Origin of the sequence: Cohnella panacarvi Gsoil 349 (assembly GCF_000515335.1) — a bacterium.
In the GTDB taxonomy this organism is placed as follows: domain Bacteria; phylum Bacillota; class Bacilli; order Paenibacillales; family Paenibacillaceae; genus Cohnella; species Cohnella panacarvi.
The window spans coordinates 640,890-665,771 of sequence record NZ_KI911563.1; the positions used below are offsets into that span (position 1 = coordinate 640,890).

Genomic DNA, 24,882 nt, shown 5'->3' on the forward strand with positions numbered 1-24,882 from the left:
CGATTCGATTAGCGCTTGTTGAACGTATCGGTCAGAACCGGCACGATTTGCGATTTGCGGGATACGACGCCTTTCAATACCGCTTGGTTGTTGCTGAGCTTAACGCCGTATGCTTCCTCTACAGCGTCGGCCGCTTTGCCGAGGGCGATCCCGACCGAGTCGTTGTTCAGGATGTCCGTAACGGCGAACAAGAACAGGTCGAGTCCTTTCGAATGGATGATGTTCGTCATCGCTTCTTCCAGCTCCGACTGACGGGACAGTACGTCGTTCACGTTGACCGCGTTCACTTGCGCGATTTCGACCTTCGCGTTGCCCATCTTGAATTCTTTGGCGTCAAGGGAGATCAGCTCCGCGATCGATTTGTCGCTCAGGTCCGCTCCGGCTTTAAGCATGTCCAGACCGTACTGGTCGGCGTCGACGTCTGCGATCCGCGCCAGCTCGCGAGCGGCCGCGACGTCTTCCGGCGTGCAGGTCGGCGATTTGAACAGCAAGGAGTCGGAGATAATCGCGGACAGCATCAGGCCTGCGATCGGTTTAGGGATCTCGATGCCGTTCTCTTGGTACAGCTTCTTCAAGATCGTCGCCGTGCAGCCGACAGGCTCCGCGCGGAAGTACAAAGGACCTGAAGTTTCGAAGTTGGCGATGCGGTGGTGATCGATGACTTCGATGACGCGCACTTGATCGATGTCGGACGCGCTTTGTTGGCGTTCGTTATGGTCGACGAGGATGACTTCCTTCGTTTCGTTCGCTACCGTCTCTACGAGGCGAGGCGCCTTGAAGCCGAACGTGTCGAGCGCGAATTGCGTTTCGCCGCTGACGTTGCCTAGGCGTACCGCTTCTACGTTCGCGCCCAATTTCGTTTTGAGATCGGCATAGGCGATCGCCGAACAAATCGTATCCGTGTCCGGATTTTTGTGGCCGAAAATCAATACTTTGCTCATCTTCTTGCTCCTTCGCTTGTTAATTGGCGAGAAAAGTATACCGTATAAAGATACGGACAAGCAAGAGAATAGCGGGTGTTCCGATAACGCTCAGAAAAACCTTGACCGAGTGACGATCACTCGATCAAGGTTTTAGCAAGGTTAGGCTTCATTTTCGTATAAGTTTTCAAAGAATTCTTTAAAACTATTTGCTAATAAAAACATATTTCCGAAATACTCATAGCTTAACCGCTGATGAAGTTGGTTTTTGAGCGTTGCGGCATGTTTGACGATAGAGTTCCGTCTTGCCACCAGTTGCCCGATAGTCCAATAAATGTCCTGTGGATTTGCATCCGATAAATCATCTAGCCTTGCAAACAGAACATTAGCTATGCAAAACGCATCCCAACTGTCGCTCTTTTGGATCGTTGCATTACTCATACGTTCATTGTAGGACAGAGCGGAATTAACTTCCTTGACGATTTGCTTCTTCTCGACAAGATGAACGGCTAACGCTCTGCCGTTGCCGCCCGTATCTTCTAATCCATCGGTACTGGGTAACCCCCGACCGACAGAAAAAGCCCCGTTAGTAGCAAACGGGGCAATAGACTATCAATCATTGCTCACCAATTTTTTTCCTATTAAATCCTCAGCAATATAGTTGCCCGGTTCTAATTGAATAGTTATAGATTCTGTAGGGCTAATGTATTCCTGTCTATTAACTAAAGCAACTCCTTTAACAAAATATGATTTTGAATTGTCGGTTTCATCATGTAGAACTTTACCTTGAAGATTTCCATTTGGCTTTCCTTCGATAGCAACTATATTGGCAACCCTGATAAAGAAAGCTGTTTTAACCTCAATTGAAAACATATTCTCACCTCGTCATTTGCCTAGTTCATCTAATTCTTGTCTCATTCTTCTCAATCTTTCAATTGTAGCTCTAGTCTCAACATTCGGAATCCCATACGCTTTTCTGTAATTTATGAGCTTTTCGGTGGCTTCAATTTCCACTGTTAGCACTGTTCTTGGCGTTTGGTCGGGTATTTTCCCTGCTCTGTATTGTGCAGTATGAATAAACTCTTCAAATACCGCAGAAGTCGTTGGATTCTGCCTTAATTGTATTGTTTTTTCATTCCAAGTGACTGCCTCTGCTCCACGGTAATCTAAATATCTTATTGCTTCATCAGACTGGTCAATTACTCCGCCTTGTTTTTCAAATGCCGTTTTCATCCTATCAAATTTAACAGGGTCTATAGAGCCAGTAGAATGCCCACCACTTCTAGTAAGACCTTCACCCGTCCCCTCAATAGCCTTCTTCTTCTCTATTGCCGTTAGTAGTTCCTTCTCATTTCTTAAATATATATCGTAATTCGAGGATTCTCGGGCGGATTTGCTTTTCCCAATATTATCCAACACGCGCTTTTTGATCGTCTCGTCTAATGTCTGATTATTAGAGTTGAATGAACCCTTATCAGGTTTATTGGGACTAAGAGGCGTCGTCCTCTCGAACTCCGGTTTACCTGGGGTGCCCGACTTCCAATTGCCCCCCGGCACCCTGCCTCTCAAGGCATCCGGTACGATCCGTACGCCCGCGGCTTCTTGGACAATCTTCGATCCCTTGGCCAGCTTGCCGATCTTATCGACGCCTTTCGTTCCGACGGCTGCCAGGGCGACTTCGCCGATCATCCGCCCGAACCATTTGCCGCGGCTCTGGGCGTCTCCGTTCACGACGTCGTTGTTCCACGATTCGGATACCGCGGTCCATATGCCAACGGCCACGTCCACGGGGTGCGTCACGACATACACGAGTCCTTGAACCGTCTGAATCGGATGGGCAATCATGTTATAGATGCCCTCGACCGTGCCGATCACAGCGTCCGCCACGCCTTCCACGAATCCTGTTACGCCGTCCGCCGCCGATTTGATGGCGCCTCCGAATTTATCCCATATCGATTTTTTCTTCTTCTTCTCGAACGGATGATCTCTTGCTTTATCGTCCGCTTGTATGTACGCATCCATTCCTTGTTCAATAAAATTATACAACGATTGAAGCCGGGTTTGTAAGTCACCCAGTTTCGAACCCGCTTGACTCACCCGCGAGTCGATGCTCCGCCTCCGGGTAATATCGCTGTCCAACCTACGGCGTAACGAGGACAGCTCGTCTCTCTCGTCGCCGACCCTCCCGATCATTCGCTTGAACGCTTTGTTCTCGGCCCGCACGTCGTTCACATGAATTTTTATCTGCGACATCCCGATCTCCCTTCTTTCGTTCTGCTCGAATCCGGAGCGCTTCGCTCTTATACTAGTATATGGAAATCTATCCACCCTTAAAATAAGATTGCCGCGAAATGTCAGCAAACGACCTCGAAATGGTATTGGACGCTCGAACATGGCGAAATCGCGTCGCGAAATGTCTGTTTTCGGCCTCGAAAAGTACTTGACAAATAACGAAAGCTGTCTTATAAGTCCGATAGACTTGAAAGACAGCTTTCACTTTTTCTATGGCGTACTCCTACGATTCCCGCTCCAGTCTCAGCAATCGCTCTTTCATCTCCAGTCCGCCCCGATAACCGGTTAACGCTCCGTTCTTGCCGACGATCCGATGACACGGCAGCACGATCAAAGCCGGATTGCGGCCGATGGCCGACCCAACCGCTCTAACCGCATCGGGCTTGCCGATTCGCTCGGCGATCTGCGAGTAGGTGGCGGTGTCCCCGTAGCCGATCTCGCTCATGGCCGACCATACCGATTGCTGGAACGCCGTTCCGCGCAAAGCCGTCGCCAGATCGAACGAAGTTCGTTGCCCCTGTAAATATTCGATGAGCTGTTCCGTATAGGGCGCTAGCCTGTTGTCGTCGCGGATAAGCTCGCAACCGTCCTTGTATTGCGCGTTCGCCCACTTGGCAAGCTCGTCTATCGTTCCGCCCTGTGAGCCGATGAACGCGAGCCCTTCTTCCGTTGCCGCGACAATAAGACGCCAATCTCCTTCTCTCAGACCGGTCCAATAGAGTTCAGGCTTTCGATTCGATACGCTCATCGGTTGTATCCTCCTGGGCAGCGATGGACTGCCTGCGATATTGGGTCGGGGTTACGCCGGTCTTGGCAGCGAATACGGTCGCGAAATGGGCCGAATTCGGCATCCCGACTTGCGCGGCGACGGCCGCGACCGTCATGCCCGTGCCGGACAGCAGTTGCTTCGCGCGTTCGATGCGCTTCTCCTGCGCGTATTGCGCCGGCGTTACGCCGCGCAAATGCTTGAACATCCGCTGCAAGTGATACGGACTGCCATGCATGCGCTCCGCTAACGTGTCCAGCGTGAACGGCTCCGACAAGCGCTGCTCGATCAGCTCTGCCATTGCGGCGACCCAAGCCTCGCTCGGAGCCGTCAGCTCGTCCGGTTTGCACCTTTTGCAAGGTCGATAGCCTGCGGCGAGCGCTTCTTCGAATTCGCGAAAAACCGTTACGTTCTTCTCTGCCGGCGTTCTCGATCTGCAGGATGGGCGACAGAATATTCCCGTCGAAGCCACCCCGTAATAAAACCGGCCGTCGTAAGACGCGTCGCACCGGACGATCGCTTGCCAATACTCCTCGTTCATTTCCATGGGTCACCTCCTAACGACTAGTATAGCGCGAGACGAAGCGAAGCGTTAGCGATTGCGAATAGAACCGCAAGTTTACGAAGATTGCGCACTCCGCCTTGTGTTATAACTATTATTGCCGGGGCCGAACTCCGGTTATGGAAGGAGGAATCGCTCTTGTCGAATCAGGCAGTTCATATCGATGTGCCGACGACGTTCGATTACGGCGTCAATATCGCCTACTTGTCCCGTTCGCCGAACGAATGCATGCACGCGATCGCGGGCAACGCCGTGTATAAGCGAATCCCGACCGGTCTCTCCAACCCGCTGATTGAAGTTACCGGCAAAGGCAACGAACCGCTTCAAGTCCGGTCCTGCCATCCGAACGCTCCGCTCGCCGACGAAGAAGTCCATGCGATCCGCCGTTACGTTCGGGAGATGTTCGACTTGGACACGGACTTGACCCCCTTCTACGAGATGGCGCAAGAAGACGCTACGCTGACAGACGTCGTGAAATCATTTCACGGCTTGCGCATTCTCGGCATTCCCGACCTGTTCGAAGCGCTATGCTGGGGCATCCTCGGCCAGCAGATTAACCTCGCCTTCGCCTACACGCTCAAACGCCGTTTCGTCGAGAAATACGGCGGCTCCGTCGTGCATAACGGCGTTAGGCATTGGACGTTTCCCGATCCGTCCGTGATCGCGCAAATATCTCCACAAGATTTAACCACCCTGCAAATCACAGGCCGCAAGTCTGAATATCTCATCGGCGTTGCCCGTTTAATCGCCGAAGGTACGCTGAGCAAGGACAAGCTGCTTACTGCCCGGGACGTTAAGCAAGCCGAGCGCCTTCTGACCGGCATTCGCGGCATCGGTCCGTGGACGGCGAACTACGTGCTCATGCGCTGTCTCAAGTACCCGACCGCGTTCCCGATCGACGACGTCGGTCTGCATAACGCCATTAAAGCCGTACACGGGATGCCAGATAAACCGACAATCGCGTACATCCGCCAGCTATCCGCCGGATGGGCGGGCTGGGAGGCGTACGCGACGTTCTACTTGTGGCGGGTGCTCTATTAGTTAACTCTTGAACAGGGACGCATACTTGCCGTACCCTTCCGCCTCCAATTTGTCTTTGGGGATAAACCGAAGCGATGCCGAGTTGATGCAGTACCGCAGCCCGCCCATCTCGCGCGGTCCGTCGTTGAACACGTGGCCCAGATGGGAGTCGGCTTCCCGGCTGCGCACCTCGGTCCGCAACATGCCGTGCGAGAAGTCCTCGACCTCTTGAATGCTTCCTTGATGCAGCGGATTGGCGAAGCTCGGCCAGCCGCAGCCCGCATCGAACTTCTCCTTCGAGCTGAACAGCGGCTCACCCGACACGATGTCGACGTAAATCCCCTCTTCTTCGAGCTCGTAATATTCGCCGGTGAACGGACGTTCGGTCGCGTTGTTCTGCGTCACCTCGTATTGGATCGGCGTCAACCGTTTGCGAAGCTCGGCGCGATCTTTGTCCGTTTTCCAGTGGCGGGCAATAAACGCGTCCCTGCCGGAACCGGCGCGATAATATTTGTAGCGCAGCGGGTTCTTATGGTGATAGTCCTGGTGGTACTCCTCCGCCGGATAGAACACGGAGGCAGGCTCGACGGCGACCGCGATCGGACGATCGAACCTGCCGCTCGCTTCGAGCTCCGCTTTGGAAGCTTCCGCTTCCTTCCTCTGCTCCTCGGTATGATAGAAAATCGCCGGACGATACGAGCTGCCGCGATCGTGGAACTGCCCTCCCGCATCCGTCGGGTCGACGGAACGCCAGAAAATCTCGAGCAGCTTCGCATACGGAAATACGTCCGGCTCGAACTCGATTTGCACCGCTTCCGCATGCCCCGTCGTCTCCGAGCACACTTGCTCGTATGTCGGATTCACCGTATGTCCGCCCGTATAGCCGGATACGATGCCGCGAATGCCCGGCAACTCCTCGAACGGCGTCACCATGCACCAGAAGCAGCCGCCTGCGAACGTCGCCAATTGCGTCTTCGTTTCTTTTTGCTCACTCATTGGATACACCTCGCGTTTTGCATTTAAGGCTATAATAACACACGATTTCCATATAAAATAAAACTTAGACTCACTACGCGAACGAACGGGAGGATCTCATTCATGGCACATCGGGAATTGGCATGGACGTGCGAAGACGGCACGCGCATGCACGGTTGCGTATGGCATCCGGAACAAAGGTCCAACATTGGCGGCGTCGTCGGCCTCGTTCATGGCATGGGCGAGCATATGGGAAGATACGTTCACGTGGCGCAGATGCTGAACGAGGCCGGTTATGCGGTCATTGGCTTCGACCAACGCGGCCACGGACGCACCGAAGGCAAACGCGGACATGCCCCGACTTACGAAGCGCTGATGGAAGGCGTCGATCGGCTGTTAACCGAAGCCGCCTCCGGCTATCCGGGCGTTCCGGTGTTCCTGCTGGCCCATAGCATGGGCGGCAACGTCGCGCTGAACTACTTGCTTCGCAAGCAACCGGACATTGCGGGAGCCATCGTCACCGGTCCATGGCTGAAGCTCGCGTTCAAGCCGCCTTCCCTGCAAGTCGCGATCGGCAGGATCGTCGAACGGATCTATCCGAGCTACACGAACGACCGCCCGCTCAAAGCGGCGAATTTGACCACGGATCCGGAGATGATCCAGCGCTACTTGAACGACCCGCTAGGTCATGGCCAAATAACGGCGAAGTTCTTCTTCTCCATGCTGCGCGCGGGCCGCTGGGCCATCGAGCATGCGAACGAGCTTCGCGTACCGACGCTGATGATGCACGCAACCGAAGATCGCGTAACGTCTTCCGTCGCAAGCAAGCAATTCGCGGACAATGCCGGACCGTTATGCGAATGGATCGGATGGGACGGATTCCGGCACGAGCTGATGAACGAGCTCAGGCGAGAGGAAGTGTTCGATACGATCCGCCGTTGGCTGGACGGGCGGCTTGCGCGTTAGTTCGTTTTGTCGACTTTATAATAGCTTTGCAGCAGCGGTACGAGACCAAGCGTGTTCTTGCGCAGCTGCTGCGCGCTGAAGTATACGTCTCCGCCGATTTCCGGGTACTTCTCGTTATATTCGAGCTGATGGATGATTTCATCCGCCGTATGCCAGCCCGTCTCGTTCGTGCCGAGTTTGTAGGCGGCATGACCGATATACAGGCTTACGTTCGTTCCCCGCACCTCGCTCGTCCACCAATCGACTAGCTTGTCGTACCTGGCGACCGACAACGATAAGCTCCAATAAATTTGCGGCATGACGTAATCGATCCATTCCTCCCGGATCCACTTTCTTACGTCCGCGTACATATCGTCGTACGTCTCGACTCCTGCCTTCGTATCCGAGCCGGTAGGGTCGGAAGAGACGTTGCGCCATACGCCGAACGGGCTGATTCCGAAGTCTAGCGCAGGCTTCGCCTTATGGATCGCCTTGCCCAACTTGCTGACGAATTGGTTGATGTTGTCGCGCCGCCAATCTCCTAGATCGGCAATTCGATTCGGATTGTAAGCGGCATAAGCCGCGGCATCGTCGAACTTGCCGTCCGTCGGGTAGAAGTAATCGTCCAGATGGACGCCGTCCACCTCGTATTTCTTCACGACTTCCATAACGATCTCGATGATATGCTGACGCGCTTCCGGGACACCCGGGTTAATGTACGGCTTTCCGTTCGCGTTCACGATCCATTCGGGATGCTCTTTCATCACGTGGTTGGCGGCTAATCCGTCCGTCTTGGCGTCAACGTTAGCGCGGAACGGATTAAACCAAGCATGAAACTCCATTCCTCTCTTATGCGTCTCCTCTACCATGAAGGCCAGCGGGTCGTATCCCGGTTCCTGGCCTTGCACGCCCGTCAGGAACTTCGTCCAAGGGACGAGCTTGGACGGGTATAGGGCGTCCGCCGACGGTCGAACCTGCACGAACACCGCGTTAAGCCCCATTGCTTGCAATTCGTCCAGCATTTGCGCGTACTCTTGCTGCTGCCGAGCCGCATTCCCGTATGAGGCGGCGGAAGGCCAATCCAAATTGTAGACCGTCGACACCCATACTCCTCTGAGCGAGCTTATTCCGTCTTTGGACACCAGCTTGATCGTTTTGGCTGAAGCGTGCCAAGTAACGAGAAGGCCTAGCTGTTCGCTGACGAATCGAAGCGGCACCATGGCCCGCCCGTTCTTCAGTTCAACGCTGTAATCGAGAGGAATCTTCTTGCTGCCTGCCAAGGCGTATTTCTGACCGACCTTCATCGTCAGCTTCAGGTCGCCTTGGCCGATCGTCGCCGTCTGCGTCTTCTGCGTCCAGCCGATGTTCGCCTTCAAGTGTTCGCTAATGACGCGCAGCGGCACCATCGTCACGTTAACCTTCGGAACGATGTACGGCGCGACGTCGGATTTGATTTTGACTCCGTTCAAGTAAATGCTGATCGGCTGCGCGGCGGATGAACGAACGGGTCCGCCGATAAGTCCGATTACCATAAATAAAGCGATTAGGAATACCGTTAATTTTCTTGCGATGACCATTGCTTGATTCCTCCATCGGACTAGCTGACTTTGAATCATTAGACGCGCATAAGCTTGCCGAGGTTGCTGTCGGCCGTAAAAAAAGCGATCCTGCTCGGATCGGTCGGGGTGCGCGTCTCATCCGCTGAAGTATCGTTTCCATTCTTTTCCGCGGGTCTCCCGGCGTTCGCTTTTTAGCGCCAAATGCGGCAGAACACCTGCAATCCTGCTGTTAAACCTAACCGATATCGCTCGTTTAACCTTTCATCCTGCAAACTTGCAGGTATTAGTCCTGCGAACCTTCATTTGAGTCTCGCGGCTAGCTATCACCTGCACATTTGCATTTATTGATTGAACACCCTATCGGTTCTATAAAAATAGCTGTACGATCGCAGGTTCTATTGGTTGGCGGAGAGAGTGGGGTTCGCCCCTTCGCTGCGCGGCCGTATTCAATGTCACACCCTATAGAAAAAGCGCCTTCCGCACTAGGCGAGAGACGCTCGAGCATTGCGATTACGATTGGACAGGCTTGCAGCCGACGGCATCAAGCCGGCGTTTGGCTTCCGCGTATACATCGGCTGGCAAAGCGCCTTTGCCCGCGTACCGAACGTTCTCCGCTAGATGGGCCGGGTTCATCGTGCCGACGATCGTCGTCGATAGCTGCGGGTGGGTGAGCGTGAACCGGAGCAGGAAGCCCGTTCGGCTCTCCCCTTCTTCGAGCAAATCGTCCAGCTTCGCTTCGTTCCAAGTCGCCCAGCGGTCGGCCAAGCCGAGCCCCGCGCCCGGTTCGCCGCGTCCGACGCCGCCGCGAATGATGATGCCCGCGCCACCCTCTCCGGCTTCCGTAATCAACTGCTCGTGATCGCGCTCCAGAGCGGAATAAGGGATTTGGAACGTATCGAAATCGCCGGACCGTATGTATGCCGGCACATGAGGCAAATACGACGAGATGCCGATATAACGGACTTTACCGGTCGCTTGGATTTCTTTGAGCACGTCGACGAGCTGGCCTTCTTCCGCTTGTTGTACGGTAGGACCGTGCAATTGCAGCAGATCGACATAGTCCGTCTTCATCCGGCGCAGGCTCGTATCGATGTTGTGAAGCAGGTTGTCTCTCGTCCACACGTGCGGAGTCTCGTCATGATCGCCGCAGTCGACGAGGGTGCAGCCGCATTTGGTCGCCAGGATGTACTCTTGCCGGCGATGGCTGATGAATCGGCCGATCAGCTCTTCGCTTCTTCCGTAGTCGTACGCCGTATCGATAAAGTTAATGCCGGCGTCCAGCACCGCGTTCAGAATCGCCTCGCTCTGCTCGTCGGTGACCGGCCTGCCGCTCCATACGCGCGGCCCGCGGATTTCCATCGCGCCGAAGCCTAACTTCGTAACCTCAAGCCCCGTTCTCCCCAATATCGATTTGTCCATATCTTCTGCCTCTCCCTTAGCTCGTATTAGATTGCCGGCATGACGTTGCCGCCGTTAACCGGTATGTAAGCGCCCGTAATGAAGCTCGCCAGGTCGGAAGCCAGGAACGCAACGGCGTTGGCGATTTCCTGGTCGGTTCCTCTCCGTTTCAACGGTACCGTGCTCTCGTAGGCTTCGCTTCGCTCCGTGTTATTCTCGCGATCCCGATCGCTGATCGTCCACCCCGGCGCCACTTGGTTCACCGTAATCCGATGCTCGCCGATTTCCTTCGCCAGAATGCGGTAGACGCCGTCCATGCCGCGTTTCCCCGCGACGTACGCGGACTGCGTCGGGAAGTTTTGCATCGAACATTCCGTATTGATTCCGATGAATCTCCCCCACTTCGCTTCGATCATCGCGGGGGCGAACGTTTTCGCCAAATAGACGCTCTGCATGACGCAAGAATCGAACTGGCTCTCGTAGTCTTCCGGAGCCTGCTCGAGAATCGTCGTCCATTGGTATTGCGCCACGGCGTTGGCGACGACGATGTTAACGCTTCCGAGCGACTGCTCGATCCGATGCTTCATCGATTGGATCGATTCCAGGCTCGTAACGTCGCCATGTACGATTACGGCGCGCCTTCCGAGCGCCTTCACCTCATCCTGCAGTTTAAGAGCTTGCGCTTCGTTGCTGCGGTAATGGATCGCGACGTCCGCTCCGCATTGCGCGAGCGTACGGGTCATTACTCGCCCGAGCTCCCCTGTCGCGCCGGTGACGAGTGCGATTCGATTCGTTAAATCCAGCTTCATGGTTGTGTATGGCTCCTCTCCGCATAGATGCGTATCCTCTTTATCATCATAGGCGTTTTGGGATAATAAAACAATTAACGCGCGTTTATCGGAATCGAAATGGGGGTGCTGGCTCTAGCGAAATTCTGGAGCTTCGTGTAGTGAATCTGACCTGCATGAACTGCAGTTAATTCGGCTCAGACCACCGTCTTAAAGTGATTCTCCTGCATGAAATACATGTACCTACTCAATAATCCTCATAAAACCTGCTATCGTCATAACGAAATGCACTTCGCGCATCTATTCCCGATATCTGAAGCTCATTGCATCGTTTAACTGTGCTCGGTACAATTAGGCGCAACCATAATAACGGCGATTCTGCGTTCTCTGCAAACAAAAAAAGAGCCGAAGCTCTTTTTTACACGACGTCGTAGCCTTGATCTTCGATGGCTTCCTTGATGGCCGCCAGCGACGTTGCCGATTGGTCGTATTCTACCGCTACCGTCTTCGCGCCAAGATCGACCGTAGCTGACGCTCCGAGGCCTTTCACGGCTTTCTCGACCGAATTCACGCAATGATTGCAGGACATGCCGTTCACTTGCAGCGTTACTTTCTCCATCTGTACATCTCTCCTTCTTATTTCATTAATTTGTTGACGGTGACGAGCAGCTCGTCGATGACTTCGTGTTCGCCCGCCTGAATACGCTCGACGATGCAACTCTTCATATGGCCTTCCAACAGCAACTTCCCTACGCTCCCGAGCGCGGACTGCGCCGCGGCGATTTGGTTAAGCACGTCGTCGCAATACGTATCTTTCTCGATTAACCCTTTAATGCCGCGGATTTGTCCCTCGATCCGGTTCAACCTGGATATGAGCGAGGCTTTCGCTTGATCGGAATGATGGCTCTTGCGCGCGCCGGTGTCGGAGGCACAATGAGCGCTTTCCTTGGCGTGGCAATCGTTATCGGAAATGCGTTCGTTCATCGTGTCACCTCCTATCGTCAATATACCCCCTGTAGGTATATAAGTCAAGTCACTTCCACCATTTATCCGAAGGATAATTCGAGCTTCCGATCGGCACGGACTGACCGATTCGCGGAGTCGTCACAGTTACGCCGCTCGCTGCCGCAGCCTTCAGCACTCGTTCGATCGGGTCCGTCCAATCGTGCAGCGCAAGCGTGAACGCGCCCCAATGGATCGGGAGCATGAGCTTGCCTCCCACGTCCTGATGGGCTTGAACCGTCTCTTCGGGGAGCATATGAATAAGGTGCCACCTCGTATCGTATTGGCCGCACTCCATGAGCGTCAGGTCGAACGGTCCGTATTTCTCCCCGATTTGCTTGAAATGCGGGCCGTACCCGCTGTCGCCGCTGAAGTAAATTCGCGCCTCCTCGCTCTCGATCACCCAAGAACACCACAGCGTCGCGTACCGATCGTTGACGCTTCGGCCGGAGAAGTGGCGAGCGGGCGCGCACGCCAGCTTCAGTCCCTCGTACGCGAGCTCGTCCCACCAATCGGCTTCGACGATTCGGTCGCGGGCAATGCCCCACCGTACCAAATGGGCGCCGACGCCCAGAGGAACGATAAATTGCTTCACTTTGCCGCGCAGCTTGCGGATCGAGCCGTAGTCCAGGTGATCGTAGTGGTCATGGGAGAGGATGACCGCATCGATCTCGGGCAGCTCGTCGATGTCGAACGGGAGCTTGCCTCCGTATCGCTTGCCGCCGATGAACGGGAATGGCGAAGGCGCCTTGCCGAACATCGGATCGAGCAGCAGCGTCAGACCGCCAAGCTTCAACAAGAAAGCGGAATGGCCGAACCAGATCGCTTGCGTTTGCCGATCCTTCAATTGCCGCGGACCGAGCCTATTCATCGGCACCGCGCCTCTCGGTTTGCGGTTCGGGCTGCCTTTGATCATCTCGCCCATCACTTTGAGCATCGTTCCGGGCGGCATATTCATCGGCGTCGGCAGCGGGTAGACGAACTTTCCGCCATGACGGTTAACGGAGCTTTCGAGTTTGATGCGGTCGGCGGCGGTCGCTCTAGCGCCTAAAGGCGGATGCAGCTTAATGACGAGATACGCGATCAGAACGACGAGCACGAGACAAAGCAGCACGATCATCGGGGAACAGGCCTCTTTTCGAATAGGATGAGTCGGTTATGATTACCCCCATAGTGTATCAAATCCGCATGGCCGAAAACAAAAACAGACCGCCCGAACGTTTCATTCGAGCGGTCTATCCCGGTGCATTCCATTACATATAACGCGCCAGCATCGTTTCGTACACGGTCTTCGGCCGCAAGCCGACGAGCTTCTCGACCGGCTCCCCGTTATGGAACAGAATGACCGTCGGGTTCGACATAACGCCGAATTCGCCGGCCAGCTCGGGCGATTCGTCCGTATCGACCATCAGCACGGACAGCATGTCTCCGTAAGACTCGTCCAACTCCTGAATGATCGGCTTCAGCACTTTGCAAGGCGGGCACCACGTCGCGCTGAAATCGACCATCGTCAACCCGCTAGGCCGCACGTTCGCCCGAAAAGTATCGTTATTGACCTCTAGCATCGTTCATCTACTCCTCCGTTTAGGATTGTTCATCGCGTATCGAACGGATGCGGTCGATGAGATTCGTGCGCAGCTGCGTCAGCTCCACGATCCGATCGTCGATCTCCTTCAGCTTACGCTCATAGATCGGCAGCACCTCGGCGCAGAAAGCCTCCTTGTTCTTCAGCACGCAGTGCAGGAAACTCGAAATCTGTTCCGTCGACAACCCCAGCGTCAGATACAGTTGAATCGTCTGCACCTGCTCGATGGCCAGCGGAGAATATTCCCTGTAACCGTTGTCCAGCCGGATCGAGGTCAGAAGCTTCTGATCCTCGTAGTAACGAAGCGATCTCACGCTAACGCCGGTCGCCGCGGAAAGCTCTCCGATTTTCATGCCCATGCCTCCTCTGTTCGATACAGGATAACAATAAACCCTGACATCAATGTCAGGGTCAAGCGGAAATTTAATCTCTTTCGTAAATCGACCCGGAACGGCTGGCGAAAAATTCGGTATACACTTTTTCCGCGTAGGCGTCCGTCATTCCGGCAATGTAGTCGGCGACGAGACGCTCCCACGGCCAATGGCTCTTATGCCGCTCATAATTTTCCAGCCAGTCCGCCGGGATAATATCCCGCCCCGTATCGTAATCCCGGAAGCTCTCCCATAGCCGTTCGAGCATGATTTCGCTTCGTTTATGAAGACGCTGGACGCGAAAATCCTTAATGAGCGTCACCCATGCGAGCTTCTTCAGAATTTCCATCGTGCGAAGCAAGCTCCAGTCTTGCCGTCCTTCGCGGACGAAAGTGACCTTCTTCCAACCTTTCGCCGGATCGTCGATAATGCCGACTTGGCCCGCGAACCGCCGCACCCAGCGCGCCTTCATTTCCCGCCTCGTTCGCGAAGGCTCCCGGTCGCACTCGGCATAGATGCTCTCCCATTGCTCCAAGTAGTTCGCCAATACCTGCTTGACGAGATCCGTCTTGTCGATCTGATCCCAGTTGCTTGGCGCGTAACTCGGATCGTCCTCGATCTGCTTAATGATCTGCGCGACGACCCGGTCGTCTTCGAAGAAGCTTCGCTGCATTTGCAGCTTGCCCGCGCGGATGCCGTCCTCCAAATCATGCGTAGAGTAAGCGATATCGTCGCACAAGTCCATCAACTGGGCTTCCAGCGTCGCGCAGCCCGCCGGCATTCCCCAAGCTTGGCGAAGGTAATCGATGCCCTCCCATTCCATGCGGTAGACGCCTTTGAGCTTGCCCGGATCGTCGATGCAGTACGGGTATTTATTGATGGCAAGCAGTACGGACGCGGTCAGATCAAGACCGCTGCCGCTGCCCGCGCGCTTCTCCAGGAACATCAATATCCGGAAGTTTTGCGCGTTCCCTTCGTACTTGAGCCCGTGCTCCCTCTGAAGGATCGCGTTAAGCACTTCCTCGCCTTTGTGCCCGAACGGGGGATGTCCTAAATCGTGCGCGATCGAAGCGCATTCGACGACTTCCGGATCGAGCATTAATCCCGGGTGCTCCCTAGCGGCGATAAACGGGTAATTTTTGCCGATGCGCCTGGCGACCTCGCGGGCGATCTGCGATACTTCGAGCGAATGGGTCAACCGCGTGCGGTAGTAGTCCCCCGAGCCCGCGCCGAACACCTGGGACTTTCCCTGCAGCCTGCGGAACGCCGGCGACTGGATCAGCCGGGCGTAATCCTTCTCGTATTCGTCGCGATCGTCTCCGGAATGGATGTTCTCGGTATCGTATAGTCTCATTTTCCGCACGTTCATAGGCATGCAACCTTCCTGCTCTCGTTAACCGAAAACGTTGATTTGTTTCTGGATATGTTGGTCGTTCATAATATACGTCCAAGTCGAGGCCGGTCCCTGCAAACCGAGACGCTCCCAATCGTATTCGTCCTTCGTCTTGTCCAGCTTGGCGAGGAACTTCTCCGTATCTTTGTCGATTCGATCCGGAAGCTGCTCGAACGCATGGATGATCCGCACGTGGAATTCGTCGATCGGATTGCGGTTCGCCAAGCTTTCCAGGTGGATCGCTTCCCGGATGTAACTGACGTAAGCGAGATGATCCGCCCAAGCTTTATCGATATAGAACAATCGTGCCCGCTTCTCCGCGGCGCCTAGCGGAATTTCTCCTCTCAAGATCGCCATGCGTTCCCCGTATAGGATGCGCCGTTGTTCCTCGACCATATCCGAGTATCGGTTCAGTTCTCTGCGAATATCGAAATTTTGGCCCATCACGATGCGCTGGATGTGGTCCAAGCCTTTATGAAGCGAGGATTCCGCCAGCGGTTCGTCTTGCTTCAGTTGCCTATACGAAGGCGGGATCGCCTTCTCCGTCCCGTAGCGCACGATCAGCTCGTCTTCGAGACTGACGTAGAATCGCGACGCGCCCGGGTCTCCTTGCCGGCCGGCGCGGCCGCGAAGCTGATTGTCGATGCGCAGGCTTTCGTTCATATGAGTGCCGATCACGTAGAGCCCGCCAAGCTTGGCGACTTCCTCCGCTTGCTTCGGATCGCCGCCTCCGAGTCTTATATCGACGCCGCGTCCGGCCATGTTCGTCGAGACGGTAACCGCGCCTAGCTGTCCCGACTTCGCGATGATCGCCGCTTCTTCGGCGTCGTTCTTGGCGTTAAGAACGTTGCACGGGACGGATGCCGCGGCTAGCGCCGCCGCTAGGGAATCGGATTCCTCGACGCTGGACGTCCCGATCAGAATCGGTCTTCCCGTCTCGTGGACGGAGGCGATTTCCTTCACGAGCGCCCGATGCTTCGCTCCCTTATCCGTGAAAAGCAGCGATGGATGATCGACGCGCACGCACGGCTTGTTCGGCGGGATCGTCACGACGTTCAGCTCGTAAATGTCCTTGAACTCGTCCGCCGACACTTGAGCGGTCGCGGTCATGCCGCTGATCTTCGGGTATAGGCTAAGCAAGTGCTGAAGCGTGATCGTGCCGAGGATTTTGCCGCTCGTCTTCGACTGCAGCCCTTCCTTCGCTTCGACCGCGGCCTGCAAGCCGTCCGGCCAGTGCCGGTTCTCCGCGATTCGTCCGGTAAACGGATCGATCAGCTCGAGTTTGCCGTCGCGAATGATGTAATCGACATCGCGTTTGACGAGAGCTTCGGCGTGCAAGGCGCAATTTAACGACGTTAATAAAGTAGCGTTCGACGAGTCGTATAAGTTGTCGCAGTTCAGCTCGGCCTCCGCTTTCGCGACCCCCGCATCCGTCAGATACACGTTGCGCTGGTGCTCGTCGAAATCGTAGTGCTCTCCTTGGCGCAGCTTGACGGCGAACTCCGCCATCCGCATGCCGTCATTGCCGGAGCTAGGCATCGCGCCGGCGATGACGAGCGGCACTCTCGCCTCGTCGATGAGCAGCGAATCCGCTTCGTCCACGATCGTATAATGAAACGGCCGCAAGACGACCTCGGAGGCGTCCATCCGAATCGCGTCTCTTAAATAGTCGAAGCCGGCTTCCTTCGCCGTCACGTACGTAACGTCCGCCGCGTAGGCTTGCTGCTTGTCCTGTACGCTCATACCGGCCGTCGCCGCGCCGACGCTCAAGCCAAGGTAACGATAGATCGGTCCCATCCAGGAAGCGTCGCGTTCCGCCAAGTAGTCGTTGAATGTAAGCACGTGCACGCCGTTGCCTTGCAGCGCGTTCAGGTATGCGGGCAGAACGGCCGCGAGCGTCTTCCCCTCGCCCGTCTGCATCTCTACCAGTTGTCCGTCGTGCAAAGCCAAACCCGCTAGAATCTGCACGTCGTAAGGCTTCAGTCCGAGCGTGCGCGAAGCCGCCCCGCAGGCGACCGCGAACGCGGGCACGATCAATTCGTCAAGCGATACTCCGCTTAAAGCTTGGTCTTGCAGTTGCTTCGATTTAGATTGCAGTTGCTCGTCGCTCCAACTCGAGACGTCCATGCGGCGGATTTCGCCGAGCTTGTCGTAGTAGGGCTTAAGCTTATGCCCGGAGAACCGTTCTTTGACCTTCTGAACGAATTTAAACATGACGGGTATCCTCTCTCGACGTACTAGAATATGAGTTCGATTATAGACTAGCCGGAACGTTCAGCCAAATTTGCTTGAAATCCATCCAGCCGAGCGCGTTGAGCCTGGCGTCCTTCACGTCGGGATGCACGTATGTGCTGATTTTCTTATGCCAGAGGAATAGCACGTGCTGTTCTAGACGCAAGCGCATCTCGATATTCGAGAGATACGCGCGTCGCGAAGCCGGATCGTCGCAGGCAAGCATCGCATCGACCTGAAGGCGGATCCACCGGAGCACGTCCGACGGAAGGTGCGCTTTCAGGAAATTGTTCGTTTGCTCGTAATTCTCGATTTCCCAAACCTCGTCTTCTCCCATCGTAATATTGCATAGGATACAGTCGACTTCCGCGTGCATCCGTTCATCTTTGATTTCCTCCAACCGGACGAATCGAACGTTAAGGTTTACGCCGAATCGCTCGCATCTGCTGCGGATCCACTCCACCTCCCGCGCATAGCCATTGAACGTGGCCAGATGAAGCGTCTCCCCGTCGTAATCCGCATCCGCGAGCAGGCGCTCTGCCTCGATATCCGGGCGCGTGTCGGCCACTGCGAACGCCGGACTGTCCTCGGCGTGGAACCCGATCGCCGGGTGATAGCGATTCTGCCCATTGGCGCGGATGAACGACATCCGATCGATGACTGCCGCCATCGCTTTGCGAAACGCCTTCGATCGCTGCGGCCCCGGCCTTGCCGAGTTCCATGTCATCAGCATGCAACCGCCCATGAGTCTCTCGACGGTTTTCCATCCCGTCTGCGGAACCCTCTGGTCCAGCGCATACCCGTTGAGCTGCTGAAGCCATTCCGCGCTTAACGTTTCCGTCGTCGTCTCCTTCTCGGGCAGGAAAGCGATGACGACGCGATCCAGGTGGGCTCTGCCGAGATGATAATCGGTATTCGCGACCATCTCGAACCGATCCTCCGTCCAACGCGCGACACGGAACGGACCGCTTCCGACGGGCAGCTTCCAGAAACGTTGTTCGTCCGCTTCGACGAGCTCTCGCGGAAGGATCGACGCCGCGGCATATCCGACGACTTTCAGAAATATGGTGTTGGGTTTGTTGAGACGGATGCACACGGATCTCGGACCGTCGCAGACGATCTCCTTCAGCTCGCGGAAGAGCCACCCGTGGGACTTGCTCTCGCGCAGCCGCTCGAACGTGAAACGAACGTCGTCCGAATTCACTTCGCGCCCGTGGTGAAACCGGATACCTTTGCGCAGATGGAAAATCCATTCCGTGGCGTCCGCGTTCCTCTTCCATGCGTGCGCCAAGCAACCGACGATTCGATCCGTGGCGTTGTCGTACTGGACGAGCCTGTCGAACAGCTGGCGGATCATATGGGCGTCGAACGTCAGATGAATATCGGCAGGATCAAGCGATACGATCGGTTTGTTAACCGGAAACCTGAGGACGTCGGTCTCGCGTTCGCCTTCCGTCCGTTCCGTTCCGTACCCGAAATGCTCGCTAAGCCAAGAGACGAACTTTTCTTTGGCGGTGCTCTCTCGTCCGTACGCCTCCAGCCATTCGAAAGCCCCCTTGTACTCTCCTCTTCCGGCGATTTCCCGGGCGCACGCGAGCAATACGGCATCACGCTCCGCAAGCAGCACAAGGCGCGAACGATTCCCCCGCCCCCGTCCGGCATGCCATTCGATCATCGACTCCGCGCAAAGCTTGCGCACGATCATCTTCGCGTTACGCGTCGTGCAGAACCACGCGGACGCCAACTGCTCGATCGTCACTTCGATGGTTTCCCCGTCTTTAGGATGGACATCCCATGCATTCAGTATCGTCAAGTATCTTTCGGCCGTCGCCAGCACAGGCAATCCTCCTTCGGCCCCCTAAAAGGGGAAGAACCAACAATTAGAAATTCACTTTTATTCCCCTTTTTCTAAAAGCATAATGGGAAACATTAACCCCCGCAAGGAGGAAGTTGCATGTTGCCCGATCTCATAGACTACGAAGTGTTAGCGGAAACCCGTCGCGCGGAATTGGAAAGACATCTGGAGGATACGGCCAGAAGAAGGGAACATCTCCTGTCCTCGCCTGCCCGGAAACCCCAACGGAAGAGCGGCCGCTTACTGCTCGCGTTGCAACGCGTTCTGAATTTGCGTTCTTGATCTACCTGCGCAGACTGCCTATCATAGCAGCAAATCGACAGTTATTCGGGAGCGAATAAGCGATCCACAAAAAATAACAACGCATCGACAGTTATTTTCTCGCAAGCCGCCAGTTTAAAGCCTCTAGCGCGAAATTAACTGCAAATGGTTGTTATTCGTTCGATCGCCGTTCGAAGTGTGTGTAATAGATGCTTATGGTTGTTATTCGTTCGCTCGATTACCGATTGATGTGCACGTAACAAATGTAAATGGTTGTTATTTCGCTCGATCTTCGTTCGATGTTTGTGAAAGATGTGCGAATGGTTGTTATTGCTCGATGCACCCGTTACACGTACTTCATCAGAATCGTTTCGACATGCTGCAGATGCTCTTTCATGCGTCCGGCGGCAAGACCCGCATCGCCCGCCGCGATCGCTTCATATAGCGCGTAGTGTTCGCGATAAAGCTGTCCCGCGACCGCGCGGTTCGCATAAATTTCCACCCGCCTCACGTCACGAATCGCCCGTTCCAGCTGTCCGGCAATGGATTCGAATAAACGAAGCATGATCGAGTTGTGCGTCGCTTGAGCCAGTAATCGATGGAACAGAACGTCCGTGCGTTCGCCTTCGGATTCCACGCCGACGGAGCGTTCCATCTCGACCATTAGCTTCCGGAATGCCGCGACATCATCATCCGTTCGTTTGACCGCGGCAATCGACGCGTTGGACACCTCTAGCGCTTGACGTGCTTCGAGCAGCTCGATCAACGTCTCCCGGTTCATACGCAGCGACTCTAATCCATCGATCGCTGCGCCCGCAGGCTCGCGGCGGATCACTTTGCAGCCTCCGCCTTGCCGGATTTCGATGAGCCCCATCGCCTTAAGCGCGCTAAGCGCTTCGCGCATCGTCGAACGGCCGACGCCGAAATGCTCGGACATCGTCTTCGTAGACGGAAGCGCGTCGCCGACGTTCAGCTTGCCGTCCGTAATGAGGCGCCGGAGCTGAGAGGCGATTTCCTCGTAATGGTTCTTTTTCGTTAATCGGGTAATTTCCATCCTGTCGTCGCCCCCGCTTTCGCCGAATATCCGGCTTATCCGACGATCAGCGCATACACGATGCCCGGTCCGTGAACGCCGATCGTCAAGTCGTTCTCGATGTCCGCCGAGCGGCTTGGCCCGGATATGAAGTGAATGCCCGCGGGCAAGTTCTCGCGTCCCGCCTCGTCGAAGCGGATTAACACTTCGCCTAATCGCGTCTTTAATCTCTCTACCGGGATGATCGCCAGCAGGACGGTCGGCAGCAAGCTGACGGACCGCCCCTTATCCTTAGAGGACATCACGGTAATCGAGCCGGTGTACGCCGCAGCGCAGTCCGCAACGACGACGCCGATATCGGCTTCCGCGGCCCGCGCTTTCCAAGCTTCCGCGGCATCGCTGTTCCAAGTCGACACCCGGGCGTCCGGCAGCGCCTTTTCCAGTCCGAGATCATCCAGTTCCTGCTGATTTTGCCTGACGATATATTTCGCGCTTAGTTCGGTCGCTTTCTCGGTAATGAACTGCTTAACCGCATCCATGTTCGAAAGTCTAACGACGTGACCGCCCGCGCTCTTGAAATGGTCCGTAAAACGCTCGATCCGCTCCTGCTCGCTCCATTCGAACGTCCGCCAGAAGTCCGGAGCGCCGCGGTACGGATGCTGCGGAGGCGTATGCGCGCGAGGCCGCCTTAGCTTCGAGGAGATGCCGTCGATGAACGTCTTCTGCTTCGCAAGCGACTCCTCGGCAAGCTGTGCGAGCCACTCTTGATGCGACAGCAAGAGCGATTGCGTGCGCGTGTGCGTCCGATCAGCCATGTCCATGTCCTCCTCCCTCTTGCTCCCGCTCTTTCACGAGCGCTTCCATACGCGCTTTCGCCGCCGGATCCAGCTCCTGCAAGCCGTGGCGAATCTCTTCCTCGAGCGTCTTCCACTTATCGCGGAACGACTGCTTCGGCAAGCTCGGCGTAATCCTATAGCTGTTCCAGCCCTTGAGCGGACCCGCTTTCAACCGAATTTCGCCGCCCCGCGCGACGAGCTTTTGCCCGAGTTTGCCGAGCTTCAGCACCGTCTTGAAACGGCCGGCGTTTTTCATGATCGATGCAAAACCTTTCATGCCGAGTCCCTCTAGCAGCTTGCCCTCCCCGGCTTCGACTTTGCGGCGGCGGAGATAGATCAGCATCTCGTGCAGCGGAATCTTGACCGGACACGCCTCGTAGCACGCGCCGCACAAGCTGGACGCGTTCGCGATATCGTCCCACTCGGCGACGTTCTTCTTCAGCGCCGGGGTTAGCACCGCGCCGATCGGTCCGCTATACGTGCCGCCGTACGCATGGCCGCCGATATGGCGATATACCGGGCAAGCGTTCAAGCACGCGCCGCAGCGAATGCAGTTCAAGAGCTCCTGGAACTCGGGATCGCCTAGTTGAAGCGAACGTCCGTTGTCGACGATGACGATGTGCATCTCTTCCGGTCCGTCGGCGTCCGCCGCTCGCTTCGGTCCCGTAATGCCGGACATATAGACGGTAAGCTTCTGGCCGGTCGCCGAACGCGGCAGCAGCGTCGCCATCACTTCGAGGTCTTCCCACGACGGAATGATGCGCTCCATGCCCATGAGCGTAATTTGCGTCTTCGGCACGGTCGTTACCATGCGCGCGTTGCCTTCGTTCTCGAACAGCACCATCGAGCCTGTCTCCGCGATCGCGAAGTTGCAGCCGGTCATGCCGATGTCCGCTTCGAGAAACTTCTCGCGCAGCTTCTTGCGCACGAAACCCGCCAGAATTTGCGTGTCCGGCGCGAGCGTCTCGCCCGCTTCCTTCGATAGCAATTCCGCGATTTGATAGCGGTTCTTATGAATGGCCGGAATGATAATGTGCGAAGGCGTCTCGTTCGCGAGCTGGATAATATATTCGCCGAGGTCCGTCTCGATCGCCTCCACGCCGATCGTCGCCAGGGCTTGATTCAGATGCAGCTCCTCGGTAACCATCGACTTCGATTTGACTACCGTCTTCGCTTGCGCATGCCGCGCGATATCCAGCGAAAGCTTTACCGCCTCCGCGGCCGTATCGGCAAAATGCACGTGCACGCCGTTCGCTCTCGCGTTATCCGCGAACAGGTTCAAGTAATAGTCGAGGTTGGCGATCGTATGCAGCCGGATTTGTCTGCCTCTCTCCCGCCAATCGTCCCAATTGCCGTGGTCCTCCGCGGCGTTCTTTTTCCCCGCGCGAAGCCTCTCCGTCGTAAACTTGACCGCCTTGCGAAGAAATTCGTCGTTCAGCGCCAAGTCCGCTCTGTCTTTGACCGTTGCGGGTGCGGTACCTTGCCCGTGACCGCTCATGCGCCAGCCACCCCCTCATATAGAAGCTCGGCGAGATGCATGACGCGAACCGGCTCGCCGCGATAACGCAAATTGCCCGCGATATTCATGAGGCAAGCCAGATCAAGGCCGACGAGCACCTGCGCTTCCGTCTCTTTGACATGATCCGCTTTCTCGGTCACCATCGCGCCGGAGATGTCCGCCATTTTCACCGCGAACGTGCCTCCGAACCCGCAGCAGTCTTCCGCGAACGGCAGCGGCACGAACTCCAGTCCTTTGACCGCTTGCATTAGCGCCATCGGCTCATCTTTAACGCCAAGCAAGCGGCTGCCGTGGCAGGACGGGTGATACGTGACTTTATAAGGGAACGACGCGCCGACATCGGTCACGTCGAGCACATTCACGAGAAATTGCGTAAACTCGTAAGATTTGCGCTGAAGGCCGATCGCTCTCGCATGCATGACCGGATCGTTCTCGAACAGTTTCGGATAATGTTGAATCATGCCCGTGCAGGATCCGGACGGCGATATTACGAAGTCGCTGTCCTCGAACGCCTCGATAATCGTCTTCGCCGAAGCGCGGGCTTCGTTCCAATAGCCGCTGTTGAACGCAGGCTGGCCGCAACACGTCTGGGCGGGCGGAAAATCGACCTTAACGCCGCGCTTCGCGAGCAGCCGCACGATCGCCTCCCCGACTCGCGGGAAAAGCGCGTCGCTTAGGCACGTAATGAACAAGCTCACCTTCATGGGGACACCTCTTCACCGAATGAAATAGATCAGGTTGTCAGACAAGTTAAGGTTACCATATCCCCGTTGCTCAGGACAGCACGGGGATACGACTCATTTAAGCCATGATGACTTGAATACCGCGGGCTTCCAACTGGTCGACCGTCTCTTTGGCGACTTTGCGGTCGGTGATGACAACGTCGACTTGATCGATCCCGGCGACGTGCGTGAACGCCTGCACGCCGAACTTGCTCGAATCCGCGAGCAGGATCACCTGTTCCGCGCGGCCGATCATTTTCTCCTTGATGCGTGCCTGCAGCTCGTTCGATTCGCTGATGCCCCGGTCCAAGTGGACGCCTTTGCAAGAAAGGAATACTTTATCGACGTAATACGCGTCGAGCGAGCGTTCCGCAAGCGGACCGACGAACGACAGCGACCGATGCGCGACGATGCCGCCGGAAGCGATCACTTCGATCTTCTCTTTGCCGCTCAGCTCGGTCGCGACCTTGATCGAGTTCGTGAGCACGGTCAGCTTCACGTCGGGAACGCTGCCCGCCATGTACCAAGCGGTCGTGCTCGCATCGAGCAGTATCCGCTCGCCCGGCGAGATCAGCTTGATCGCCTCTTGCGCGATGCGCCGCTTCTCTTCCGCGTGCGTAATCTCGCGCTCCGCGTATGGAATCTCGGCATGCAGAAGCTGACCGTCCTTGACGCTGACCGCCCCGCCGTGGGATCGGCGCAGGCGCCCGCCCTGTTCGAGCTTATCCAGGTCGCGACGGATCGTCTCCTCCGTTACCCGGCACAGCTCGCTAAGCTCGGATACCCGAATGCTGCCTCTCTCATTAACTATCCCGACGATTTTCTCGTAGCGTTCCGCGACTAGCATT

General features: G+C 56.0%; 26 protein-coding genes. 3 read left to right on the forward strand and 23 right to left on the reverse strand.

Annotated elements, in window-relative coordinates; genetic code table 11:
• Positions 1–8 precede the first annotated feature (8 nt).
• The 6 genes from COHPA_RS0102960 to COHPA_RS0102985 all read right to left on the reverse strand — a co-directional run bounded on the left by COHPA_RS0102960 (position 9) and on the right by COHPA_RS0102985 (position 4,525).
• Positions 9–941 (reverse strand): manganese-dependent inorganic pyrophosphatase, encoded by a 933-nt coding sequence (locus tag COHPA_RS0102960; RefSeq protein ID WP_027084708.1) that lies wholly within the window; start codon positions 939–941, stop codon positions 9–11.
• A gap of 141 nt (positions 942–1,082) precedes the next feature.
• On the reverse strand, positions 1,083–1,526 hold the full coding sequence (locus tag COHPA_RS24950) for an IS110 family transposase (protein ID WP_084760312.1): 444 nt from the start codon (positions 1,524–1,526) through the stop codon (positions 1,083–1,085).
• 6 nt (positions 1,527–1,532) lie between these two features.
• Complete coding sequence (locus tag COHPA_RS0102970) at positions 1,533–1,793, reverse strand: hypothetical protein (protein ID WP_027084710.1); 261 nt, start codon at positions 1,791–1,793, stop codon at positions 1,533–1,535.
• Between the two features lie 12 nt (positions 1,794–1,805).
• A complete protein-coding gene (locus COHPA_RS0102975) occupies positions 1,806–3,173 on the reverse strand; it encodes a hypothetical protein (protein WP_027084711.1) in 1,368 nt (455 codons plus the stop codon).
• A 262-nt stretch (positions 3,174–3,435) separates the two neighbouring features.
• On the reverse strand, positions 3,436–3,960 hold the full coding sequence (locus COHPA_RS0102980; protein ID WP_027084712.1) for a methylated-DNA--[protein]-cysteine S-methyltransferase: 525 nt from the start codon (positions 3,958–3,960) through the stop codon (positions 3,436–3,438).
• The gene (locus tag COHPA_RS0102985) at positions 3,935–4,525 is read right to left on the reverse strand and encodes a bifunctional transcriptional activator/DNA repair enzyme AdaA (RefSeq protein WP_027084713.1); all 591 of its coding nucleotides are present in this window, start codon (positions 4,523–4,525) and stop codon (positions 3,935–3,937) included. The genes COHPA_RS0102980 and COHPA_RS0102985 overlap by 26 nt, the downstream gene beginning before the upstream one ends.
• Before the next feature lie 153 nt (positions 4,526–4,678).
• Between COHPA_RS0102985 and COHPA_RS0102990 the strand changes: the two genes are divergently transcribed.
• Positions 4,679–5,581, forward strand: a complete 903-nt coding sequence (locus tag COHPA_RS0102990) for a DNA-3-methyladenine glycosylase family protein (protein WP_027084714.1) — start codon at positions 4,679–4,681, stop codon at positions 5,579–5,581.
• Here the strand turns inward: COHPA_RS0102990 and msrA are convergent, their stop codons facing one another.
• A complete protein-coding gene (gene msrA / locus COHPA_RS0102995; protein WP_027084715.1) occupies positions 5,582–6,556 on the reverse strand; it encodes a peptide-methionine (S)-S-oxide reductase MsrA in 975 nt (324 codons plus the stop codon).
• 102 nt (positions 6,557–6,658) lie between these two features.
• Between msrA and COHPA_RS0103000 the strand changes: the two genes are divergently transcribed.
• Positions 6,659–7,501: an alpha/beta hydrolase gene (locus COHPA_RS0103000; protein ID WP_027084716.1), complete on the forward strand. Its 843-nt coding sequence runs from the start codon at positions 6,659–6,661 to the stop codon at positions 7,499–7,501.
• Here the strand turns inward: COHPA_RS0103000 and COHPA_RS0103005 are convergent.
• From COHPA_RS0103005 to COHPA_RS0103055, 11 genes are all read right to left on the reverse strand, one after another.
• Entirely contained in the window at positions 7,498–9,057 is a 1,560-nt protein-coding gene (locus COHPA_RS0103005; RefSeq protein WP_027084717.1) for a family 10 glycosylhydrolase, read from the reverse strand. The two genes, COHPA_RS0103000 and COHPA_RS0103005, sit on opposite strands and share 4 nt — an antisense overlap.
• A gap of 492 nt (positions 9,058–9,549) precedes the next feature.
• Entirely contained in the window at positions 9,550–10,458 is a 909-nt protein-coding gene (locus COHPA_RS0103010; RefSeq protein ID WP_027084718.1) for an aldo/keto reductase, read from the reverse strand.
• Between the two features lie 26 nt (positions 10,459–10,484).
• The gene (locus tag COHPA_RS0103015) at positions 10,485–11,246 is read right to left on the reverse strand and encodes an SDR family NAD(P)-dependent oxidoreductase (protein ID WP_027084719.1); all 762 of its coding nucleotides are present in this window, start codon (positions 11,244–11,246) and stop codon (positions 10,485–10,487) included.
• A gap of 397 nt (positions 11,247–11,643) precedes the next feature.
• The gene (locus tag COHPA_RS0103020; RefSeq protein ID WP_027084720.1) at positions 11,644–11,844 is read right to left on the reverse strand and encodes a copper ion binding protein; all 201 of its coding nucleotides are present in this window, start codon (positions 11,842–11,844) and stop codon (positions 11,644–11,646) included.
• A 17-nt stretch (positions 11,845–11,861) separates the two neighbouring features.
• Positions 11,862–12,209, reverse strand: coding sequence for a metal-sensitive transcriptional regulator (locus COHPA_RS0103025; protein WP_027084721.1), 348 nt, complete (start codon positions 12,207–12,209; stop codon positions 11,862–11,864).
• A gap of 49 nt (positions 12,210–12,258) precedes the next feature.
• On the reverse strand, positions 12,259–13,347 hold the full coding sequence (locus tag COHPA_RS0103030) for an MBL fold metallo-hydrolase (RefSeq protein WP_027084722.1): 1,089 nt from the start codon (positions 13,345–13,347) through the stop codon (positions 12,259–12,261).
• Between the two features lie 133 nt (positions 13,348–13,480).
• On the reverse strand, positions 13,481–13,792 hold the full coding sequence (locus tag COHPA_RS0103035; protein ID WP_027084723.1) for a thioredoxin family protein: 312 nt from the start codon (positions 13,790–13,792) through the stop codon (positions 13,481–13,483).
• Between the two features lie 19 nt (positions 13,793–13,811).
• Positions 13,812–14,165, reverse strand: coding sequence for a MerR family transcriptional regulator (locus COHPA_RS0103040; RefSeq protein WP_027084724.1), 354 nt, complete (start codon positions 14,163–14,165; stop codon positions 13,812–13,814).
• 70 nt (positions 14,166–14,235) lie between these two features.
• Complete coding sequence (locus COHPA_RS0103045) at positions 14,236–15,552, reverse strand: deoxyguanosinetriphosphate triphosphohydrolase family protein (protein ID WP_027084725.1); 1,317 nt, start codon at positions 15,550–15,552, stop codon at positions 14,236–14,238.
• Positions 15,553–15,576: 24 nt separating this feature from the next.
• On the reverse strand, positions 15,577–17,799 hold the full coding sequence (locus COHPA_RS0103050; protein ID WP_084760315.1) for a preprotein translocase subunit SecA: 2,223 nt from the start codon (positions 17,797–17,799) through the stop codon (positions 15,577–15,579).
• 31 nt (positions 17,800–17,830) lie between these two features.
• Positions 17,831–19,645: an ABC transporter substrate-binding protein gene (locus COHPA_RS0103055; RefSeq protein ID WP_027084727.1), complete on the reverse strand. Its 1,815-nt coding sequence runs from the start codon at positions 19,643–19,645 to the stop codon at positions 17,831–17,833.
• A gap of 117 nt (positions 19,646–19,762) precedes the next feature.
• Between COHPA_RS0103055 and COHPA_RS0103060 the strand changes: the two genes are divergently transcribed.
• Positions 19,763–19,945: a hypothetical protein gene (locus COHPA_RS0103060; RefSeq protein WP_027084728.1), complete on the forward strand. Its 183-nt coding sequence runs from the start codon at positions 19,763–19,765 to the stop codon at positions 19,943–19,945.
• 325 nt (positions 19,946–20,270) lie between these two features.
• On the opposite strand, the gene COHPA_RS0103065 is transcribed toward COHPA_RS0103060, so the two are convergent.
• From COHPA_RS0103065 to COHPA_RS0103085, 5 genes are all read right to left on the reverse strand, one after another.
• Positions 20,271–20,978, reverse strand: a complete 708-nt coding sequence (locus COHPA_RS0103065) for a FadR/GntR family transcriptional regulator (protein WP_027084729.1) — start codon at positions 20,976–20,978, stop codon at positions 20,271–20,273.
• 35 nt (positions 20,979–21,013) lie between these two features.
• Positions 21,014–21,772 (reverse strand): LutC/YkgG family protein, encoded by a 759-nt coding sequence (locus COHPA_RS0103070; protein ID WP_027084730.1) that lies wholly within the window; start codon positions 21,770–21,772, stop codon positions 21,014–21,016.
• Positions 21,765–23,291 carry a LutB/LldF family L-lactate oxidation iron-sulfur protein gene (locus COHPA_RS0103075; protein WP_027084731.1) on the reverse strand — a complete coding sequence of 509 codons (1,527 nt, stop codon included), beginning with the start codon at positions 23,289–23,291 and terminating at the stop codon, positions 21,765–21,767. Before COHPA_RS0103075 ends, COHPA_RS0103070 begins: the two co-directional genes overlap by 8 nt.
• On the reverse strand, positions 23,288–24,016 hold the full coding sequence (locus tag COHPA_RS0103080) for a (Fe-S)-binding protein (protein WP_027084732.1): 729 nt from the start codon (positions 24,014–24,016) through the stop codon (positions 23,288–23,290). Before COHPA_RS0103080 ends, COHPA_RS0103075 begins: the two co-directional genes overlap by 4 nt.
• Before the next feature lie 97 nt (positions 24,017–24,113).
• The gene (locus COHPA_RS0103085) at positions 24,114–24,881 is read right to left on the reverse strand and encodes a DeoR/GlpR family DNA-binding transcription regulator (protein WP_027084733.1); all 768 of its coding nucleotides are present in this window, start codon (positions 24,879–24,881) and stop codon (positions 24,114–24,116) included.
• Between the last annotated feature and the right edge of the window lies 1 nt (position 24,882).

What these genes read in the sequence shown, in the direction of transcription:
- COHPA_RS0102960 (WP_027084708.1), bottom strand. Translation starts at nt 941, where the DNA reads ATGAGCAAAGTATTGATTTTCGGCCACAAAAATCCGGACACGGATACG.
- COHPA_RS0102970 (WP_027084710.1), bottom strand. Translation starts at nt 1,793, where the DNA reads ATGTTTTCAATTGAGGTTAAAACAGCTTTCTTTATCAGGGTTGCCAAT.
- COHPA_RS0102975 (WP_027084711.1), bottom strand. Translation starts at nt 3,173, where the DNA reads ATGTCGCAGATAAAAATTCATGTGAACGACGTGCGGGCCGAGAACAAA.
- COHPA_RS0102980 (WP_027084712.1), bottom strand. Translation starts at nt 3,960, where the DNA reads ATGAGCGTATCGAATCGAAAGCCTGAACTCTATTGGACCGGTCTGAGA.
- COHPA_RS0102985 (WP_027084713.1), bottom strand. Translation starts at nt 4,525, where the DNA reads ATGGAAATGAACGAGGAGTATTGGCAAGCGATCGTCCGGTGCGACGCG.
- msrA (WP_027084715.1), bottom strand. Translation starts at nt 6,556, where the DNA reads ATGAGTGAGCAAAAAGAAACGAAGACGCAATTGGCGACGTTCGCAGGC.
- COHPA_RS0103000 (WP_027084716.1), top strand. Translation starts at nt 6,659, where the DNA reads ATGGCACATCGGGAATTGGCATGGACGTGCGAAGACGGCACGCGCATG.
- COHPA_RS0103005 (WP_027084717.1), bottom strand. Translation starts at nt 9,057, where the DNA reads ATGGTCATCGCAAGAAAATTAACGGTATTCCTAATCGCTTTATTTATG.
- COHPA_RS0103010 (WP_027084718.1), bottom strand. Translation starts at nt 10,458, where the DNA reads ATGGACAAATCGATATTGGGGAGAACGGGGCTTGAGGTTACGAAGTTA.
- COHPA_RS0103015 (WP_027084719.1), bottom strand. Translation starts at nt 11,246, where the DNA reads ATGAAGCTGGATTTAACGAATCGAATCGCACTCGTCACCGGCGCGACA.
- COHPA_RS0103020 (WP_027084720.1), bottom strand. Translation starts at nt 11,844, where the DNA reads ATGGAGAAAGTAACGCTGCAAGTGAACGGCATGTCCTGCAATCATTGC.
- COHPA_RS0103025 (WP_027084721.1), bottom strand. Translation starts at nt 12,209, where the DNA reads ATGAACGAACGCATTTCCGATAACGATTGCCACGCCAAGGAAAGCGCT.
- COHPA_RS0103030 (WP_027084722.1), bottom strand. Translation starts at nt 13,347, where the DNA reads ATGATCGTGCTGCTTTGTCTCGTGCTCGTCGTTCTGATCGCGTATCTC.
- COHPA_RS0103035 (WP_027084723.1), bottom strand. Translation starts at nt 13,792, where the DNA reads ATGCTAGAGGTCAATAACGATACTTTTCGGGCGAACGTGCGGCCTAGC.
- COHPA_RS0103040 (WP_027084724.1), bottom strand. Translation starts at nt 14,165, where the DNA reads ATGAAAATCGGAGAGCTTTCCGCGGCGACCGGCGTTAGCGTGAGATCG.
- COHPA_RS0103045 (WP_027084725.1), bottom strand. Translation starts at nt 15,552, where the DNA reads ATGAACGTGCGGAAAATGAGACTATACGATACCGAGAACATCCATTCC.
- COHPA_RS0103060 (WP_027084728.1), top strand. Translation starts at nt 19,763, where the DNA reads ATGTTGCCCGATCTCATAGACTACGAAGTGTTAGCGGAAACCCGTCGC.
- COHPA_RS0103065 (WP_027084729.1), bottom strand. Translation starts at nt 20,978, where the DNA reads ATGGAAATTACCCGATTAACGAAAAAGAACCATTACGAGGAAATCGCC.
- COHPA_RS0103070 (WP_027084730.1), bottom strand. Translation starts at nt 21,772, where the DNA reads ATGGCTGATCGGACGCACACGCGCACGCAATCGCTCTTGCTGTCGCAT.
- COHPA_RS0103075 (WP_027084731.1), bottom strand. Translation starts at nt 23,291, where the DNA reads ATGAGCGGTCACGGGCAAGGTACCGCACCCGCAACGGTCAAAGACAGA.
- COHPA_RS0103080 (WP_027084732.1), bottom strand. Translation starts at nt 24,016, where the DNA reads ATGAAGGTGAGCTTGTTCATTACGTGCCTAAGCGACGCGCTTTTCCCG.
- COHPA_RS0103085 (WP_027084733.1), bottom strand. Translation starts at nt 24,881, where the DNA reads ATGCTAGTCGCGGAACGCTACGAGAAAATCGTCGGGATAGTTAATGAG.